A 17,611-nucleotide genomic window follows, 5' to 3' on the forward strand; every position below is an offset into this window, starting at 1 on the left:
GATTTATGAAAATGCCAAAGTTAGTCCTAGGCATCACTGCCGCGTTTCTGAGTTCTATTGTTAATGCTCAAGTAAACGACTTTTCTAACAATAGAAATAATTATGGGGACTTTTCTGTTTTGGTATTGGGCTCTGGTGCAGCTGTGGCCAGACCTGATGCAAGCGGAAGAGCGCAGGCTTCATATATTATTTTTATAGACGGTGAACCCAAAATTCTTATGGATGCTGGTGCTGGTTCGTATCAAAGAATTGCCGAAGCTGGAATTAATTTAAAAGATTTGGAACTGGTATTGTTGACGCATTTACACGCTGACCATACTGGTGATTTAACGTCGATCGTACAGAGTTTGTATTTTGAAAATTCAGAACCGGTGACACCGGGAATTCCGCGTGAAATTCCTATAACCGTTTATGGGCCTTCAAGTAATGACGAAGTAGTTGGTGATACGAATGTACCTTTATTTCCAACTATTGGTGAATACCTAGATTCGCAATGGGATCGTGAAACGGGTTTAGATAGACATGTGCATGAAATTAATGCCGTGCTAAATTCCGGAGATTTTTCTTATAACGCAGTTGAAGTCGATGCAGATATTTCCCTGCCAGAGCGTGTTATCTACGATCAAGACGGATTAAAAATCTCTGCAATTGGTGTTATTCATACTTCTGCGCCGTCATTGGCTTACAGTGTGGAATATAACGGCAAAAAACTCACCTACAGCGGTGATTTACAGAGTATTACCAACAACTTAGCTACTCTTGCCCAAGATTCCGATTTATTAATTTACGACGCCTCTGTTCCTAATAATCAAGCCAATCCTTTTCATACCACGCCCGGACGAATTGGTGAGATTTCAGCAATGGCAAACGCTAACAATTTATTGCTAACCCATTTCACCATTGGTTCTGAAGGCGTACAGCAGCAAACACAGATGAAGCGGCTGATCAGAGACGCGGGTTATGTTGGACCAATTCGTATTGCGAGAGATTTACTACTCGTTAACTTACAAGCGCTTTCTAAGCCTAATAATTCAGGGCTTTAAGGGAGAGACATTATGTTACATAAAATGAAAAATAATTTTATAGCGATAATTGCGTTTACGGTTTTTTCGGCGTTTTCAGTAGTAAGTTCTGCAAAAGGAAAGCTCGCCGTTGATAAGGTTGAAGGTGAGTTTTCGATAATGGTGTTGGGTTCTGGTGGCGGCGTCGCAAGAGCAACATCGGGCGGGCGTGCTCAAGCGAGTATTTTAGTGTTTATTGACGGTAAGCCTAAAATAATGTTGGACGCCGGTGGCGGTAGCTATCAGCGATTAGCTGAGAGTGGCGTCGATATTCGTGACTTGGATATTGTGCTATTAAGTCATTTGCATATCGATCATACGGCTAATCTTGCAGCCATGATTAGAACTATCTATTTTGAACACTCGCCGGGCGTTAATCCGGGCGTTGCTCCTCGTAGTATTCCTTTAAAGATATTTGGCCCAGGTAGCAACAATGCCCTAGTTGCCGGTACTGATATTCCGCTATTTCCAACAACCAGTGAATATATCGAAGGAAATTTCGATCGTTTTGTTGGTGCGGAGCGTTACGCAGCCGAATTATTCGAAGACATTGTAGCGTCTGGCGATTTTGTCTTTGATGTAACTGATATTGATGCGAGTTTAGATTTAGCGCCGCAGATTGTGTATAACGAAGGCGGTTTACTGATAAAAGCCGTTGGTGTAAATCACTTTACTGCGCCCTCACTTGCTTACAGTATCGAATACAAAGGTCATAAATTTACCTACAGTGGTGATTTAACTGGCCGAACTAACAACATTATTGATTTGGCGATTAATTCTGACTTATTAATTTACGACGCGTCGGTAGTGGATAACACGCCCAGTGGTTTTCATACTACGCCACAGCGTATTGCCGAAATTGCACAAGCCGCACAGATTAACGATCTGGTTTTGTCGAACATTTCTTTGTTTGTTGATGGTCGAGAAAATCTGAAACAAACCCGAGCGCTTGTTCGTGCAGGAGGTTATTCTGGTCGCTTGCGAGTCGCTAATGATTTGTCGGTCTACAATCTAATGGCAGATCAAATTGCCTTTGCGGGCTATCCCTATAAGTCTAATTACGTCCCTGTACAGGGACGTTTTATGCACTATTTAGACGAAGGTAAGGGCGAAAATACCGTCGTCATGTTGCATGGTAATCCTACGTCATCGTATTTATACAGAAACATTATTCCACATCTTTCCAATAATAATCGGGTCATTGTGCCCGATTTACTTAACCACGGTTTGTCGGATTTTGGTTATGGCCAAACCTATGCAGAACACTACGCCGCGCTGGATGAGTTTATTGAGGTCTTAGACCTCGATAATATTATTTTCTTGATTCAAGATTGGGGTGGGCTTTTAGGCTTTACCTACGCATCGCAGCATCAAGATAAAATAAAAGGTATTTCTTTTTTTGAAGCACCCGTAAGGCCTTATGAAAAAGAATCAGACTTGCCAGAGATCTTGGTTGATCTACGAAGGCCAGAACAAGAAAGTTTTGTTCTTGAAACTAATTTTTTTATTGAAGAATTCCTATTTGTTACAGAGCCCAGTTTATCCGAGACTGATAAATTGATATACAGAGAGCCGTTTTTACATAACGTAGAAAACGTTCGTCAAAGTTACACGTGGGTTAGAGAGGTTCCTGCCCGTGAGACCAGTAATCAGAGTATTGATCTCATAGATGGTTATGCGTCTTTTTTGAGGAACAGCTCCGTGCCTAAATTATATTTTTACGCAGAACCCGGCGTTGTTAATGCCGAAGGGAATTTTCAGGACAGTTCAATGATTATAAATACTCTCCCTAATTTAGAGTCTGTGTTCCTCGGACCAGGTTTGCATTATTTGCAAGAAAGTTATCCTGATGAAATTGGCGAGCAACTCAATCGATGGATTGAGCAAAAGCTTCAGTAGGAAGCTCTGATTAACTCGTCCATCATTTTATCAGTGGGCGATACATCTTTGTGTCGCCAGAAGCCCTAGATTGATAAGAGTTTCTAATAATAACTTACCAATTCACTTAATGGTTGTTCTCTGTTGATGAAGATAAAAAATATTAAAGCTATAAATAGGTTTAATATTTTTTGTGATAGTAGTTTGGGTATGTTTCTGTAATTTTTAATTCTTCTTTATTTGATTGAGTAATAGCTGCGTAGATGTTTTGCTGTAGATTAAAAAGCTTAATCTTTGTGGTAGAAAAAATACATAAGTTTTCATTTTTGAAAAATACTTTAGTTAAATTTTTTAGAGATTTAATTTTATACGCTGTGTATTATTTTTGTGTGGTTTGGTTTTTTCTAATAGATCTTCAATAAATAGGAATAAAAAATGTCTAAATACTTTCTGCTTGTGACTGAGTTAAATGTTGAATCTGGTAAAGAAGCTAGCGTTGCTAAACAATTAATTGCTGCTTTGGGTAAGTCCTCTGATTATTGTGTTTTGCAATCTGTTGAAGCCGGTAGCGTTGTTGTTATTGAAAAGATTGCGGCTGGTTTAGATTTTGAAAAAATCAGTAAAATAGATTCTCGTGTTATTGCGAAAGTTTCTGGGGATCTAAGTGGTGATGTTAATCGTGAAATTCTAGAGTATGTTGAAGCTGCTAAAGCTTCAGAGAATTTTACGCCAAAAACAAAATACGTACAGTTACGTCATATCGAAGTAAAACCTAGTTTAATGCAAGAGTATTTAAATTGGCGTCAAGATACTATTTTCCAAGTAGTCAAAGAGTCGCCGGAAGTTGAAGAGTTTACCGCATACCACTCATTGGTAAGTACTACTCCAGGTGTTATGTTTGTATCTGGCTTTTCTGAAGATCCTGAAAAATATCAAGCTGTATTCACCAGTCCTCGTTATCAAGACATCGTAAAGCAAGCTGGCCAGAAATTTATTTGTGGCGGCGCCGATGGTCTTTATACCAAAACCTATTTAAATCTATCAGCTGCGTGATAACTACAGGAGCTTAACATGTACAGTAATGGCCTAATTGTAGTTTCTAATAAGTTTGAAAACTTCACGAGAAATAAAAACTCTGTGACCGTCAATCAATTAATGGCGATGCTTGAATTGCCTGAACATATTGTTCCTGGCCCGTTAAAATTATTCCGAGGACAAGGCATTTCAGATCAAACCGTTTATGAACTTGTAGAAAAAATTAATAAATTGGATAAAGCCAAAAAACGTTGGGACGATTCACAATTAAAATCAGTTCCCGATCAGGCAACATCTAATTTGAGCCACAAACGCGTCAGCGCCAATACGCTTATTTGCGAACCTCAGAAAGTTGATCAAGATACTTACACACTGGTAATCAGCATCGATGAGAATTCTGAATTAATGTGTGATCACCAAACCGGGCAACACATTCAAGGAATGATTTTGATCGAGGCAACTCGCCAAGCATTTTTAGCCGTTACCGAGAAGTACTTCTTGGATGACTCATGGGGTAGAACCTATTTTGTGATTAATTCCATGAAGACCGATTTCAAAGGTTTTGTGTTTCCTGTTGGTGCTCATATTAATTACAAAATTGTATCGAAAGATTTAAATGAATATCGTAAAAAATTCCAGTTGTACATGGAAATTATTCAGTCTGACCAAGTTCGTATGACCGCGGAATACTCGATCGCAGTATATCCTGAGTCACAGTTGTTAGAGAAAGAAGCTAAGCTTGCGTCTGATGCTGCTAATTTTGAGCTTTTAGAGCGCGAGCAAGAAATAATGAGACTGCAAACCGGTACCGATAAATAACGCACGTAGGGTAATGGGCTCACTGAGAAATGTCTTATGATTAAAACTATTTCCAAAGAACTTGATTTAACGACACAGGGACCTTTGTATCCGCCTAGCGAAGTAATGGATGAGAATGGAAACTTCATCGTCATTGGCATGCTTAATTATATTGAGAATGGTGAGCTCGTTACCCGCTGGGGCCGAGCAATCGTTTCAGCAAATACGCCTGCGCCGCGATTTGGTGATATTGACCAATATAATATTATCGAGCGGTTTGATGATTCTTTACCGGAAAATATCGGCAATAAAATACTTCACACACTTCCGCTGCCACTGCCATGTGCAAATTATCCAATGGTGTTTGCACCGGAGCAATACCCAGATGCAAATTCCGAACACAGACCCAGTTACCCGTTTCATAAAACTCCGATTCCAGATTACGAAATTGGTCAGTCCCGACAATTACTTGAACCGGTAACCTTAACTCAATGGATGCGCGCAAAGGGGGAATTAAAGGTTTCTATTTTACCAAACGGGCGTAGTGCCCGGTTTGAATTCTTATTTGAAAATCTTTTACCCAATTCGTTGTACACCATTATGAGTTTGCGTCAGCGCGATCTCGATCCTGAAAATCCGACACGCCCATGGCCTCTGGGCATACCCAATGTCTTTGTTACCAATAACGAAGGTGGTGCCTATTATTCGGTGACTATGGAAAATCCATTTCCGCGTCATGATCAAGAAAAATCTAATCGTATTATTAATGTAGTTGTTTTGTGGATGAGTTATCAAATGTCACACGGTGGCGCTATCGGTCGGTTTGGGCTTGGTGGTGATATTCATGCACAACTTAAATTTAAACAACGTGTTTTTGACGAATTAGAAACTAATTAATTGTAGGAGCTTTATATGCCAGTCGTTGAAATTTCAACCTTTAAAATTAATGATCAAGAAAAAGCTGAAACTCTGTTAAAGGAAATGACCGCTACTCTCCACCGAGTAACCGGTGTGCCTTTGGATAAGATCAGTGTTTATTTAAATGAGATTGAGCCGAGTCGTTGGGCCGATGCTGGCGTGGTAGGAAGCGATCCGGAATTTCAGATTCTCAGTCGTCGAAAAAACTATTAACCCGGAAGCAATGTCATGAATACCATTCGATTTATGTTTTTCGACGTTGATGAGACGTTAATTCACATGAAAAGTATGTTCGCTTTTTTTTGCCATTGGGCTTTGAACATTAAAAAAGATCCTGAACGACTTGCTTATTTTGAAGCGCATTTTGCGGAATTAAGACAGTCTGGTACATCCCGTTCTGTATTAAATCGAGTGTATTATCAATTCTTTAAAGGCGAAGATCCTAGTGAATTGACTGAGTGTGGCCAACAATGGATGTTGGCACAGCTTAAAGATCCCGATTCCTTTTTCATTGCAGACACGCTAGAGGTTTTACGTCAGTATCAAGAAATAGGGTATGAGGCGGTTTTTGTTTCAGGTTCTTTCTACGAAATTTTAAAACCTTTGGCGGATTACCTAAACGTAAAACACACACTCTGCATTCATCTGGAAATTGATCGTGCGGGTAATTACACGGGAGAATTTACAGGTATTCAAACCATCGCCGAAGGTAAAGCGCTGGCTATTAAGGAATTTCTAAAAGATAAAGATGTTGATTTAAAACAGTGTTTGGCGTTTGGTGATGATATGTCTGATTTGCCAATGCTGGAATTGGTGGGCAACCCAGTTGTAGTTGGTATGAACACGTTATTAGCAGAACGTGGTGAGTATATGGGCTGGCGTATTTTATCCGCAAGTTAAGAGGCCAGGTTACTGGCCTCTTAAAATCTCAGCGTGTTTTGTAATTAATTCACTTAAAAAATCAGCTAGAATTCTCACCCGTGCGGATTTTGCGATATCCGTTTGAATGACCAAATAAATAGGCTGAACAAGCGTAATATTGGTTTCTATGTGAATTAGGTTTTCGGGTTTAGCTAAAAAATGGGGTACGAAAGCAACACCTAAGCCACTTTTAGCGGCTTCAAGTTGACAGTGTAACGAAGTGGTTTTTAAAGTCGGTGCTTTTCGGCTAAAGACTTCTTCGATGGCTTTTGAAGGTGCTAGGTGCGATAGCGATTCGTGCCAAGAAATTAATTTGTATTTCTCAAGCCCGCTATGACTGTCATTAATAAGAGAGTCTTGCTTTAGGTATCTTTCGCTAGCGTATAAGCCATAGCCCAATTCGCCAAGCTTTCGAAAGGTTAAATTGCCTTTCTCCGGGCGAACCATGCGTATGGCTAAATCTGCTTCGCGACTGTGTAGATTAACCGTATTGATATTGGTAATTAAATCAATAATAAGGTTAGGGTATTGATCACTGAACGCTTGTAGATTTGGCAGAATTATTTTGGTGGCAAGGTTCTCGGCGGTTGCTAAAGATACCTTACCCGAGACCTCGGTATTTTCGTTAGCTCCCGCAATTAGGGCTAATGCCGAAGCCTCCATGGATTCTGCTTTGTCCAGCATCATTAAGCCATCTTGGGTAAGTTTGTACCCGGTTTGATGGCGAATAAAAAGTGGAATATCGAGCTTTTGTTCTAGGCGTTCAATACGTCTAGACAGCGTAGCAATGCCTATATTTAGGGCGTTTGCGGCTAAGCTCAGGGTGCCATAACGAGCCACAGCTAAGAAAGCTCGTATGTCATCCCATCTAAAATCGTCGGTTGGTTTTCGATTATCGGAAATCATATTGCCAAATATCATTGAATATTTCGAACTTTGACTATGTCATAATTTTAGTCAAACATTCAATTAGGTAAGTCACATGAAAACACGAATTATTGGAAAAAACTTACAGGTTGCTGAAGTTGGTCTTGGTTGCATGGGTATGAGCGAATTTTATGGACCAAGTGATGACTCTGCCTCATTAGAATTATTATCTCTAGCCTGTGATCTTGGCGTTAATTTTTTAGATACCGCCGACATGTACGGACCTCATCATAACGAAGAATTAATAGGAAAATTTTTAGCAACCAATAGAGACAAGCAAATTAAAGTAGCCACCAAATTTGGCATCGTACGTAATCAAAACGAATATAAGCGAAGTATCAACAATAGTCGCGAGTATACACGTGAAGCCTGCAATGCGTCATTACGTCGTTTAGGTGTCGAGCAAATTGATCTTTATTATGTGCATCGCGTCGACACTACGCAACCGATTGAAGAAACCGTCGATATATTAGCAGAGCTCGTACGTGAAGGTAAAATTGCGCGTATCGGTTTGTCTGAGGTAAATGCTAACACACTGCGTCGAGCGCATTCGGTATATTCAATAGATGCTGTGCAATCAGAATATTCTCTATGGGAGCGCTCCGCCGAAGACGAAGTTATTCCAACGTGCAAAGAATTAGGCATCGGTTTTGTTGCTTATTCTCCTTTGGGCCGGGGATTTTTAACAGGTCGCTTTCGTTCTTCGACCGAATTTTCATCCGGTGATTTCCGGGCAAATTTACCCAGATTTTCGCAAGGTGCTCTGCAAGCCAATTTACGGTTAGTGGATGCTTTAGAGGATCTTGCTGAAATAAAAGGTTGCACGCCTGCGCAATTGTGTCTTGCATGGCTGTTGGCAAAAGGTGAACACATTGTTCCAATTCCAGGAACACGTAGCCCCAAATATTTAACCGATAACGTTAAAGCTGCGGATATAAAATTAACGGAAGTTGAAATATTAGAGCTTGAGCATGTGGCTGATGATTTACCGGCTATTGGTGAGCGTTATGCGAAAGAGGGGATGAAAGGTGTCAACGTTTAATTCAGAAATTTCTCCAAGATTAAATAGAGCCTTAGCAATATTGGAACAATTGGAATCCGGTGCTCCAGAGCGAGTCTTAAAAAATTTAAACGATTTTCATGAAGACGCCGCCGATTTGATTCTGGGTTTTTCTTTTGCCGATATTGTTGCCCGCGATGGTATTGATTTAAAAACCCGAGAAATGATGACCGTTGCAATGTTGTCTGCAATGAGTACGGCCGCTGGTCAGTTAGAGTTTCATATGCGCGCCGCCATGAATTGTGGTGTTAGTCGCGAGGAGATTATTGAAATTGTTTTACAGGTCTCTGTGTATGCAGGCGTGCCTGCTGCCATGAATGCCATCACAGCAGCAAAAAAAGCTTTTTTGCACTTCTCAACCTCAGGAGATGAACATGAGTCCTAAATCCGACACCAGTGTTAGTTTTCGCGATTGGCTTGCGATTATTTGTTTGAGCATCGCCAGCTTTATTATTGTTACAACCGAACTTGCACCCATTGGTTTATTATCGCAAATAGGCGATGATTTAAATAAACCACCTTCGCAAATTGGGTTGGCAGTTACACTTTATGCGTGGATAGCGGCCATTGCGGCGTTAGTTTCGGTTACTGCATTAAGTCATTTACCGCGACGCGGATTATTAATGGTATTGATGATTATTTTAGCCGCCTCGGCAGCAGTTACGGCGATTTCGAGTAATTATTCCGAATTAATGATCGCCCGTATCATCGGCTCTATAGCTCACGGTGCTTTTTGGGCAATGATTGGTACCTTAGGTGCGCAAATTGTTCGTCCTGAAAAAATCGGTATGGCGACTTCCATTATTTTTGGTGGTGTATCTGCCGCCAGTGTTATTGGTGTTCCGCTGTCGAATTTTATTGGTGTAAATGCCGGTTGGCGTACAACCTTCTGGTGCATAGCCATTGCGGCGATTTTGGTCGGACTTACGATTCGCTTCAGCGTTCCTAAAATTCAAGGCGCCGGTGGCATTAAATTTTCCAAATTAATTAGCCTTGCTCAAGATAAAACCTACGTACGAATTTTTATTTCAACTTTCTTAGCAATTACCGCACATTTTATGGCATATACATACATTGAGCCGTATTTAAAAGATGAATTGGGCATTTCGGTTAATTTAATTGCTGTATTGTTATTGTGCTTTGGTCTTGCAGGTTTGGCTGCGAACTTTGTGACAGCAACAATTATTGATCGTTATCTAAAAGGTGTGTTGGTAACGTCGCTGGTAGTTGGTTGTTTATCGGTATTTTTAATTTCTTATGTGGGTAAAACTTTTGGTACCGCAGTGGTATTGGCGTTATTAATTGCTTGGGGTGCTTCGGTATCGGCGATATTTGTAAGTTTACAAACGTGGATCTTAAAATCCGCCGGTGAAGATGCCTTACCGGTTTCTTCGGTTTATGTCGCCTTGTTTAATGCTTCCATTGGTTTGGGTGCAATGCTGGGCTCGGTTGTTCTTCCGCTTATTGGTATTCAGCAAATTTATGTATTGGCAAGCGTATTCTTTGTTGTGGCACTGATCAGTGTTGTAACCTTGCGCGATCCTAAATATGCGTACAGTTAATTCTTTCTGTAAGTATTTAAAGTCGGTGATTTTTCCGACTTTAAATACGACTAACACTGCTAACAAAAAAGATTATCTTTTTTGTGCTTCTAACGCTTGAAGTCTTACGACCATTTCTTCTCGAATGTCATCAATTAGCGGTCTTACTGCAACTAAGCGCTCTTGAACTAATACTTTATTTTTATCGATTACCGTTGGGATTTTATTCAGCAGAGCTTTACCAGCTTTTGTCTCATAAAATGCCAAAATACCATCGACCTCTTCTTGAGTAAAAGTCTCGGCATAAACACTCATAAGATCTTTTTTCATGCGTTCCCAACTGAGCTCTTCTTTTAACACGGCAAATATCTGATCACGAGTGTCTTGGGCAATAGCAACTTGGTCTTGGGTAGGTGCTTTACCTAATAACGCTCTTCGCATAGACGATTGCAAGGTGGTATCAATATCTTGAATTGACTGCTCTAGAAATTGCTGGGTTTTGGTAACTTCTAGCAATTTTGTTAACGATTTTTCACTGGGTGTTTCTGCGAAACTGGGTGCAGATAGCGCAATGCAAATCGTGAAAATAATTTTTTTCATGAGAATTCCCGTAATAACGTGCTGGCTATGATTAGATCTTAGTGAATGTCTAAGTTCAGCCCTGCTGATTAACGGATCTAGTGTTACCTGCTTTATATTCGTTTTGGCAAGACATTAGTGATATATGAAGAGATTTAACGATATATGGAAGGAAGTTCTAACTAGGGGTCTCTTGTGGAAGAGTAAAGGTTGGTTGTTTGATTAGCTCAGCACTTGGTTGGTGGAATTGAGCCTTTATTGGCTTAGCTAAGTTATTTTAAGACGAGTTGTTGTCGTTAAAAAATAATAAAGACGGCTTATATTCGAAGATAATCCTCTCTGATTAATTCCGGTACGAGTTAATCAGAGATTCAAATCTGTAGATTACCCAATTTTACCGTGCTGCAATAACAAGTTTCTGTACCGATCTATGCCATTACTACGCGTCCGCGATAAACCATTTTAGGCTTCTTGATATCTTCACTGGCAGTTTTAGGTTCAAGTCGGGTTTGACCGCGATACACCTTTACCGAATAAGACTCTTCGACATCAACTTTTCCGGTTTGCTCTAATTCACCAATGCGGGTGCTCCATACACCTCCTGCCAGAGAAAAAACTTCTTTAACCAATGCTTTAAACACGGAGTCCGTCGATTTTTTATAGAGGTCGAGCAAAATACTAAGTACTTCAGGGTTTGCGAGCTTTATGCTGGGTTTGAATTCACTGGGTGCTCTTCTGCGTGCTTCTTGAATGAGGTCTACAATTGCTTTTGTGTATTGCATGATGTTTTGCCCCTTTCTGTGTGGTGATCGATCGGTGAATTTAGAGTGGTTATTATTAGTTCAATTTACGACAGCAAGTTTTAGACCCCATTGGGGAAATTGTTCTTAAATTATCAATTTATAAATGTTTGGGGAAAAATGAATCCAAAAATACCAAGAATCAGTCTGCAAACGTGGAAATTAAAATGTGCGCGATTGCAAAAACTTGATAATTTCTTGTGCGAATTTGTTGGTGTTGTGCAATTTCGGTGCGATGAAATTAAAGATAACTTTTGTTTGAATCAATAAAGAGCCAAAAATAAATATTTTTTGGTAATAATTATTTATATTTAAAATTGTGGTTATTAATAAAACATATCGATGGTTTTGCCGTCGAATTGAATCCGTAATGACGAGATGGAATTTTTTAACGTGTTAGTTTTTGCGTCAAAACGTAGCTCGCAATTGCACAAGCATGGCTGACATTCATCGAAGAGTTGTTCCCTTGCATGGGAATATGCACCACAATGTTCGCTTGTTTCATTAATTCGGCACTGATACCAAAATTTTCGGTGCCTAACATTAAGCAAATTTTTGCATCGGCCTGAATATCTAAATCGTGCAGATTAATACTGTTTTCGGCAATTTCTAAGGCAATGATTAGGTAATCGTCTGCTCTTAATCGAGTAATTACATCCAGCGCAGACGCGATATATTCAAATTCGACGTATTTCTCGGTGGATCGCGAAGTGCGAGTGATTTTTTTATTCGGTGGTTTTGGGCTGCTACCGGAAAGATATATTTTTTCCAATCCTAGGGCATCTGCAAGTCTAAATAAGCTCCCGACGTTTTGTGGTGATTCCAGGTCATGCGCCAATAAGCATAAAGAAAATCGTTTTTCGCTAGGTTGATGATGGCGGTGTTCGAGTTGTTGATTTTGCATGGTCGATGAGATTTTATAGAACGGTTAAGGCGATTGCCGAATCGGCAGATTTGAAAAAAGCTCAGTCTTTCTAAATAGCGGTTTGATTGTACATTTTTAATAGATGTTGCCGTAATGTTATGGCAATAAAAAACCCTGCAACAATTCTGCGCACATTTATGTTGGCGCGAATTATTACAGGGTTGATAAAACAATAGCGTTGGATTTTGTTAAGCCATTATCCAGCTAATGCTTGTCGAACCGAGGCAAGTTTTACACAGTTCACAAATATCTTCATTGCTTGCTCAATTTCCTCTAGGTTTGGAACGCTGGGCGCAATGCGAATATTTTTGTCTTCAGGGTCTTTACCGTAGGGGAAGGTCGCTCCCGCGGGTGTTAGCTTCACACCGGCTTGGGCAGCCATACCTACAACTGTTTTTGCTAGGCCAGGTAGAGTGTCAAAAGACACAAAGTAACCGCCCAACGGAGACTCCCAACTTCCTAACGTGGTGCCTTCAAACGCTTCTTTTAAGGTGCTGAGTACAATATCAAAGCGAGGTTTAAGAATATCGGCGTGTTTGCGCATGTGCGTTGCTAAGGCATCCATATTCGGTAGCAATAAGGCGTGACGAAGTTGGTTAACTTTGTCCGGTCCGATGGTCGCAACACCAAGAGAGCTTCTGAACGACGCTAGGGTTTTTTCGGATGCACCTAAAAACGCTACACCTGATCCGGCGTGAGTGATTTTAGAGGTAGAGGTGAACTGCAAAATACTGTCTTCGGTACCTTGCTCTTTAGCGCAGGCTAATATGTTTGCCAATGCTTTGGTGTTTGGCACCAATTCGTGCACCGCGTAGGCGTTATCCCAAAAGACTTTGAAGTTAGGTCCGGCAATTTTTGCAAGCCCAGCAATGGCATTGACGGTTTCGTCGCTGTAGATGATACCGGTTGGGTTAGAAAATTTAGGTACGCACCAAATGCCTTTTACGCTTGGGTCATTAGTTACCAATTCGGTGAGCGCTTCTATGTCTGGGCCGTTTTCGGTCATGGGAACGGTGACCATTTCAATGCCGAAAGCTTCACAAATGCTAAAGTGGCGATCATAACCCGGAACTGGACACGCGAATTTTACCTTGTCTTCTTTATTCCACGCTGAGTTTGGGCCATTGAAGCCAAATAGATAGGCATGCAAAACGCTTTGATACATAAGCGTTAAGCTTGAGTTGCCACCTACAAGGATTTCGGACTCTGCCACACCTAAAATACTGGCGCCTAGGCGTTTCATCTCAGCAATTCCGTCGATACCGCCATAGTTACGGGTGTCAGTGCCTTCTTCGTTTTTATAATTACCGTTTAAGATGCCGTCTAATTCGTCAGATAAAGACAGTTGTTCTGAAGATGGTTTTCCACGAGTTAGGTCTAGTTTTAAATCTTGCTCTTGGAATGATTGGTACTCTTGAGCCAATTCCTGCTCAAGGACCTGTAGTTCTTCGGTCGATAGGTTTTGTATGTCCAAAATCAGCGCCTCGAAATAAGAGTAAATTTTGCGCAAGCTGCATTTGATGAGCCGCACTGAACAATTGCACTGTTAAAAGTAGGGTTTAATGCAAAAATGCTGTTCATTATACAAAGGGAATTCGAGCGCTTTAAAGGCTAAAAATAGAAAAACACTGTGCAACTTTGGTCCCATATTGGGGCATTTTTCATCACCGATTAGTACTAGCTTGTTTAAACCGGCATTTTAGGTGGAAAATTACGATAAGACGGGCGTGTTTGAGCAGTAAAAAAATGGGCCCATACGAGCCCCTAAGTTTGGGAGTATTAACAAATGAAACTCTGTTTTGCAGGTACTTGATTCCAAATTTTGAACTAGCCAATAAGCTCCTCTATGCCTTGATCCACGGTCTCTAACTGGTTTAAACAACTAAGCATTTCTACGAGATTAATTTTTAAACGTTTTGCGATATCGTTTGGAAAGTTCTCAAGCAGCTCTTTTTTGTCGCTTTTAGCATGCTTGGTTAGATAAGACGCGATGGCAACTATGTCTGCCAGTGCTGAATCTTCCGGTGCTTCTAAACAGTGGGTGTGCCAGCGAATGGCATCGCATATTTCTTTCGGAAATTTCCAGCGCGTGGCCAGTGCTTCTCCGGCTTCTGTGAAGTCAAAACCTAACTGACTTTTCTCCAGTTCTTCTCGATCGGCACCTTGCTGAACCAGAAGATCTATGCCTGCCGCTTGATCCTCCATAATGATATGAATCAATAGTTCGCCAATGGCGTGGGTCATGCCACAGGTATAAGCGACCTCGGCATTTTCTTTGGTGTAGTGAGCTACCCATTTTGAGCGATTGGCAACCATAAAACTGTGGCGCCAAAATCGAGTTAGATCGAATCCTGGTGGTGCCTTAAACGAACTGGTAAAGCAGGACGCTAACACCAGGGTTCTTAAGGCATCAAAACCCATTCTAACAATGGCATCGTTTACCGAGCCTATGGTTCTGTTGCCACCAAATTTTGCGGAATTGGCTAGGCGCAAAACTTTTGCGGTAAGTGCTTGGTCGGCGCTGACTTTTTTGGCGATGTCGTCAATATCAAAATCATCGCTGCCAAAGGATTCGATCAGTTCTTGTACAACCTTTGGTATGCTGGGCAGATTTGCCGCACTGTCTATGAGTGCCTGTAGGTTCACGGCTGCTCCTAATTTTCTGACTATTGGGAAGGATGTTAGTAAGAATAGATCAGGCTTGGATCAGCCGCTAAATTGAAGTGCTGTAATTTTTAGTAATAATAATGATGTCTTTATTAGGAATTTTGCGAGTTGCTGTAAAAATTTCGCCGAAAGATATGGTGATCTTTGAAAAACTTCGATATTGGCGGAATTTCAATGGGGCTGTTGTGGTTGCGATCTCCTGTATCGTTTTAAGAGTTGGAAGTAACTGTCTTTTGAAATGCAGATGCGTATTTATTTTTTGTTGGAAAATTCATCAAATAAACATGAGTGGCTTTTAACGCGTAACTCTAAGGTGAGTAAGTTTTGAACGAGCGATGGACGGGTGGTCGAGGATGATGGATGGTCATCGGATAAATACAACGGCGCAATCGGTATCGGCGCCGCTCCCAACCCAAAGTAAGATGACTCCATCTAGATGGTCGGCACAGTTACAGTTAGGTCTCACCAAAACAGCGCGCGGTTCTCGATTGGTCAAGAACAATCACGTCGGCCCACTCTATGTTCAAAAGCCCTTTTATGTCGAAGGTGACGATTTACCTCATATTTATCTACTGCACCCTCCCGGTGGTTTGGTTTCGGGCGACGATTTAAGTATCAATATAGAGTTGGGTGAAAATACACGCGGATTATTTACTGCTCCGGGTGCGGGTAGAATTTATCGAGCTCGGCCTGATCGTGCGTTGCAACAACAAACGACGCAATTGCATTTAAGTCATGGTTCAAGTCTTGAATGGTTACCGCAGGAATGTATTTTTTATCCTGATAGTTTTGGAAAACTCAAAACTCAGGTTTTTTTACCAGAAAATGCCGAAATCTCTGGTTTTATCGGCTGGGAAATTTCGTGCTTTGGCCTATCTCAATCCACGGCACCGTTCTTACGAGGCCACATAGATCAAGGGTTTGAAATTTGGCGGGGTGATATTCCTGAATTTATTGAGCGACAAAAATTTAATGGCGACAATTTGCTGGTCAAATTTGGCCGTGCAGGTTTCCAACAAAAGACGGTTTCTGGATTAATGGTTGCAGGTCCTTTTCCAATTGGATTTGCTGTGCATAACCTTTGTTTAGAGCAAATTCGTGATATTCAATCACCAGACTCTGTTTTATTTGCCAGCACGCAGCGCGGTCGATGGTTGGTAACACGGTATTTAGGCGGCAATGCTGAACAAGCGCGAAAATTATTTACGCAGGTTTGGCGGATTATTCGCCCAAATTTATTAGGTCGCGAAGTAGTTGAGCCGCGAATTTGGGCGTGTTAAGTTTGATAAAATCAGTTACACGCTCATTGAAAAATGATCGTTAATTTAAAGGAGTCTCTGATTAACTCATCCATGATTTAATTGGAGGTTAGAAATTGAAAATACGATTTCCAATTTCTTCACAATTTCAATTACTTACAGTGTTTGAAATTGGCGACACATTTTTGCGACACAAGAGAGTGTCGCGTGAAACTCTGGGTTAATCAGATTTGGGTTAATCAGATTTGGGTTAATCAGAGTTTTCTAAATTATTTTAAAAACAAAAAAACTGCTGGTATCTAGATTGCTCCGAGTACTACGCGGTATTAATGGTTTGATAGATTATGGAATTATTACCAAAAGAAAAAGATAAGCTTTTAATTTTTACCGCAGCATTATTAGCAGAAAGACGTTTAAATCGCGGATTAAAATTAAATTATCCCGAAGCCGTTGCCTATATCACCATGGAGATTATCGAAGGCGCCCGTGACGGCAAAACCGTGGCTGAATTAATGTCTTACGGAAAACAAATATTAACCGCCGATCAAGTTATGGACGGTGTTGCGGAGCTTATTCATGAAGTGCAGGTAGAAGCTACCTTTGAAGATGGTACCAAGCTTGTGACTGTTCACGATCCGATCAATTGATAAAATGTTTTTGATTTAATTCGATATTTTAAAGGAAACTCTGATTAACCCTGAGTTTCCTGCGGCACAAGGATGTGTCGCCAATTTCAAGAACGGTAAGTAATTGAATGGTAGGTGATTGAAATTGTGAAGAAGTTGGAAATCATATTTTCAATTTCTGTCCTCTGATTAAATCATGGATGAGTTGATCAGAAGTCCCTAAAAAATATAATTCTGCCAAACAAAAAAAGAGTCTGCTATGAAACCCGGTGAAATTCGTGTTGCTGAAGGATCGATTACGTTAAATTCTGGCCGCAAAACAATTCTTGTTGCGGTAGAAAATTCCGGCGACCGTCCTGTGCAAATTGGCTCTCATTATCATTTTTACGAAGTGAATCCCGCATTAGTATTTGAGCGCGAGAAAACGCGCGGTTATCACTTAAATATTGCTTCGGGAACCGCGGTGCGATTTGAACCGGGACAATCCCGAGAAGTTGAATTGGTTGAATATCGTGGTAAACGAGAAGTGTATGGATTTCGTGGTGAAGTAATGGGTGCGTTAGATCCGTAATTTAAATAATAAAAATTCATCACTAAATCTAGTCTTCAATAAAAC

General features: G+C 40.7%; 19 protein-coding genes. 13 read left to right on the forward strand and 6 right to left on the reverse strand.

Annotation, left to right across the window (positions count from 1 at the left end):
• Positions 1-5: 5 nt before the first annotated feature.
• The 7 genes from ACYQ2C_RS00120 to ACYQ2C_RS00150 all read left to right on the forward strand — a co-directional run bounded on the left by ACYQ2C_RS00120 (position 6) and on the right by ACYQ2C_RS00150 (position 6,590).
• Positions 6-1,043: an MBL fold metallo-hydrolase gene (locus tag ACYQ2C_RS00120; protein ID WP_460098790.1), complete on the forward strand. Its 1,038-nt coding sequence runs from the start codon at positions 6-8 to the stop codon at positions 1,041-1,043.
• A gap of 12 nt (positions 1,044-1,055) precedes the next feature.
• The gene (locus ACYQ2C_RS00125) at positions 1,056-2,960 is read left to right on the forward strand and encodes a haloalkane dehalogenase (RefSeq protein WP_460098793.1); all 1,905 of its coding nucleotides are present in this window, start codon (positions 1,056-1,058) and stop codon (positions 2,958-2,960) included.
• Positions 2,961-3,374: 414 nt separating this feature from the next.
• The gene (locus ACYQ2C_RS00130; RefSeq protein WP_460048905.1) at positions 3,375-3,992 is read left to right on the forward strand and encodes a hypothetical protein; all 618 of its coding nucleotides are present in this window, start codon (positions 3,375-3,377) and stop codon (positions 3,990-3,992) included.
• 18 nt (positions 3,993-4,010) lie between these two features.
• The gene (locus tag ACYQ2C_RS00135; protein WP_460098795.1) at positions 4,011-4,793 is read left to right on the forward strand and encodes an AfsA-related hotdog domain-containing protein; all 783 of its coding nucleotides are present in this window, start codon (positions 4,011-4,013) and stop codon (positions 4,791-4,793) included.
• A 36-nt stretch (positions 4,794-4,829) separates the two neighbouring features.
• Positions 4,830-5,669 carry a hypothetical protein gene (locus ACYQ2C_RS00140; RefSeq protein ID WP_460048903.1) on the forward strand — a complete coding sequence of 280 codons (840 nt, stop codon included), beginning with the start codon at positions 4,830-4,832 and terminating at the stop codon, positions 5,667-5,669.
• A 15-nt stretch (positions 5,670-5,684) separates the two neighbouring features.
• Positions 5,685-5,903, forward strand: coding sequence for a tautomerase family protein (locus ACYQ2C_RS00145; protein ID WP_460048901.1), 219 nt, complete (start codon positions 5,685-5,687; stop codon positions 5,901-5,903).
• A 15-nt stretch (positions 5,904-5,918) separates the two neighbouring features.
• A complete protein-coding gene (locus tag ACYQ2C_RS00150; RefSeq protein WP_460098799.1) occupies positions 5,919-6,590 on the forward strand; it encodes an HAD family hydrolase in 672 nt (223 codons plus the stop codon).
• 9 nt (positions 6,591-6,599) lie between these two features.
• Here ACYQ2C_RS00150 and ACYQ2C_RS00155 read toward each other — a convergent pair whose 3' ends face one another.
• Positions 6,600-7,532 (reverse strand): LysR family transcriptional regulator, encoded by a 933-nt coding sequence (locus ACYQ2C_RS00155; protein WP_460098802.1) that lies wholly within the window; start codon positions 7,530-7,532, stop codon positions 6,600-6,602.
• 61 nt (positions 7,533-7,593) lie between these two features.
• Between ACYQ2C_RS00155 and ACYQ2C_RS00160 the strand changes: the two genes are divergently transcribed.
• From ACYQ2C_RS00160 to ACYQ2C_RS00170, 3 genes are read left to right on the forward strand one after another with little or no spacing between them, the layout of a single operon-like run.
• Positions 7,594-8,580 carry an aldo/keto reductase gene (locus ACYQ2C_RS00160; RefSeq protein WP_460098805.1) on the forward strand — a complete coding sequence of 329 codons (987 nt, stop codon included), beginning with the start codon at positions 7,594-7,596 and terminating at the stop codon, positions 8,578-8,580.
• Positions 8,567-8,983, forward strand: coding sequence for a carboxymuconolactone decarboxylase family protein (locus ACYQ2C_RS00165; RefSeq protein WP_460098808.1), 417 nt, complete (start codon positions 8,567-8,569; stop codon positions 8,981-8,983). The genes ACYQ2C_RS00160 and ACYQ2C_RS00165 overlap by 14 nt, the downstream gene beginning before the upstream one ends.
• On the forward strand, positions 8,973-10,160 hold the full coding sequence (locus ACYQ2C_RS00170; protein WP_460098811.1) for an MFS transporter: 1,188 nt from the start codon (positions 8,973-8,975) through the stop codon (positions 10,158-10,160). Before ACYQ2C_RS00165 ends, ACYQ2C_RS00170 begins: the two co-directional genes overlap by 11 nt.
• Before the next feature lie 72 nt (positions 10,161-10,232).
• Here ACYQ2C_RS00170 and ACYQ2C_RS00175 read toward each other — a convergent pair whose 3' ends face one another.
• From ACYQ2C_RS00175 to ACYQ2C_RS00195, 5 genes are all read right to left on the reverse strand, one after another.
• The gene (locus tag ACYQ2C_RS00175) at positions 10,233-10,739 is read right to left on the reverse strand and encodes a DUF2059 domain-containing protein (RefSeq protein ID WP_460048892.1); all 507 of its coding nucleotides are present in this window, start codon (positions 10,737-10,739) and stop codon (positions 10,233-10,235) included.
• Positions 10,740-11,146: 407 nt separating this feature from the next.
• Positions 11,147-11,500 carry a hypothetical protein gene (locus ACYQ2C_RS00180; protein WP_460048891.1) on the reverse strand — a complete coding sequence of 118 codons (354 nt, stop codon included), beginning with the start codon at positions 11,498-11,500 and terminating at the stop codon, positions 11,147-11,149.
• A gap of 406 nt (positions 11,501-11,906) precedes the next feature.
• Positions 11,907-12,422 carry a TrmH family RNA methyltransferase gene (locus ACYQ2C_RS00185; protein ID WP_460098815.1) on the reverse strand — a complete coding sequence of 172 codons (516 nt, stop codon included), beginning with the start codon at positions 12,420-12,422 and terminating at the stop codon, positions 11,907-11,909.
• A gap of 217 nt (positions 12,423-12,639) precedes the next feature.
• Positions 12,640-13,917 carry an aminotransferase class I/II-fold pyridoxal phosphate-dependent enzyme gene (locus ACYQ2C_RS00190; RefSeq protein ID WP_460098818.1) on the reverse strand — a complete coding sequence of 426 codons (1,278 nt, stop codon included), beginning with the start codon at positions 13,915-13,917 and terminating at the stop codon, positions 12,640-12,642.
• Between the two features lie 353 nt (positions 13,918-14,270).
• Positions 14,271-15,089, reverse strand: a complete 819-nt coding sequence (locus ACYQ2C_RS00195; protein WP_460098821.1) for an HDOD domain-containing protein — start codon at positions 15,087-15,089, stop codon at positions 14,271-14,273.
• 374 nt (positions 15,090-15,463) lie between these two features.
• Between ACYQ2C_RS00195 and ACYQ2C_RS00200 the strand changes: the two genes are divergently transcribed.
• The 3 genes from ACYQ2C_RS00200 to ACYQ2C_RS00210 all read left to right on the forward strand — a co-directional run bounded on the left by ACYQ2C_RS00200 (position 15,464) and on the right by ACYQ2C_RS00210 (position 17,566).
• On the forward strand, positions 15,464-16,390 hold the full coding sequence (locus ACYQ2C_RS00200) for an urease accessory protein UreD (RefSeq protein WP_460098824.1): 927 nt from the start codon (positions 15,464-15,466) through the stop codon (positions 16,388-16,390).
• A gap of 323 nt (positions 16,391-16,713) precedes the next feature.
• Positions 16,714-17,016 (forward strand): urease subunit gamma, encoded by a 303-nt coding sequence (locus ACYQ2C_RS00205; RefSeq protein WP_460048882.1) that lies wholly within the window; start codon positions 16,714-16,716, stop codon positions 17,014-17,016.
• A gap of 238 nt (positions 17,017-17,254) precedes the next feature.
• Entirely contained in the window at positions 17,255-17,566 is a 312-nt protein-coding gene (locus tag ACYQ2C_RS00210) for an urease subunit beta (RefSeq protein ID WP_460048881.1), read from the forward strand.
• The last annotated feature ends 45 nt before the right edge of the window (positions 17,567-17,611 follow it).

Source organism: Sessilibacter sp. MAH3 (assembly GCF_054658275.1).

What these genes read in the sequence shown, in the direction of transcription:
- ACYQ2C_RS00125 (WP_460098793.1), top strand. Translation starts at nt 1,056, where the DNA reads ATGTTACATAAAATGAAAAATAATTTTATAGCGATAATTGCGTTTACG.
- ACYQ2C_RS00175 (WP_460048892.1), bottom strand. Translation starts at nt 10,739, where the DNA reads ATGAAAAAAATTATTTTCACGATTTGCATTGCGCTATCTGCACCCAGT.
- ACYQ2C_RS00140 (WP_460048903.1), top strand. Translation starts at nt 4,830, where the DNA reads ATGATTAAAACTATTTCCAAAGAACTTGATTTAACGACACAGGGACCT.
- ACYQ2C_RS00180 (WP_460048891.1), bottom strand. Translation starts at nt 11,500, where the DNA reads ATGCAATACACAAAAGCAATTGTAGACCTCATTCAAGAAGCACGCAGA.
- ACYQ2C_RS00170 (WP_460098811.1), top strand. Translation starts at nt 8,973, where the DNA reads ATGAGTCCTAAATCCGACACCAGTGTTAGTTTTCGCGATTGGCTTGCG.
- ACYQ2C_RS00150 (WP_460098799.1), top strand. Translation starts at nt 5,919, where the DNA reads ATGAATACCATTCGATTTATGTTTTTCGACGTTGATGAGACGTTAATT.
- ACYQ2C_RS00160 (WP_460098805.1), top strand. Translation starts at nt 7,594, where the DNA reads ATGAAAACACGAATTATTGGAAAAAACTTACAGGTTGCTGAAGTTGGT.
- ACYQ2C_RS00185 (WP_460098815.1), bottom strand. Translation starts at nt 12,422, where the DNA reads ATGCAAAATCAACAACTCGAACACCGCCATCATCAACCTAGCGAAAAA.
- ACYQ2C_RS00145 (WP_460048901.1), top strand. Translation starts at nt 5,685, where the DNA reads ATGCCAGTCGTTGAAATTTCAACCTTTAAAATTAATGATCAAGAAAAA.
- ACYQ2C_RS00155 (WP_460098802.1), bottom strand. Translation starts at nt 7,532, where the DNA reads ATGATATTTGGCAATATGATTTCCGATAATCGAAAACCAACCGACGAT.
- ACYQ2C_RS00210 (WP_460048881.1), top strand. Translation starts at nt 17,255, where the DNA reads ATGAAACCCGGTGAAATTCGTGTTGCTGAAGGATCGATTACGTTAAAT.
- ACYQ2C_RS00200 (WP_460098824.1), top strand. Translation starts at nt 15,464, where the DNA reads ATGATGGATGGTCATCGGATAAATACAACGGCGCAATCGGTATCGGCG.
- ACYQ2C_RS00135 (WP_460098795.1), top strand. Translation starts at nt 4,011, where the DNA reads ATGTACAGTAATGGCCTAATTGTAGTTTCTAATAAGTTTGAAAACTTC.
- ACYQ2C_RS00130 (WP_460048905.1), top strand. Translation starts at nt 3,375, where the DNA reads ATGTCTAAATACTTTCTGCTTGTGACTGAGTTAAATGTTGAATCTGGT.
- ACYQ2C_RS00205 (WP_460048882.1), top strand. Translation starts at nt 16,714, where the DNA reads ATGGAATTATTACCAAAAGAAAAAGATAAGCTTTTAATTTTTACCGCA.
- ACYQ2C_RS00120 (WP_460098790.1), top strand. Translation starts at nt 6, where the DNA reads ATGAAAATGCCAAAGTTAGTCCTAGGCATCACTGCCGCGTTTCTGAGT.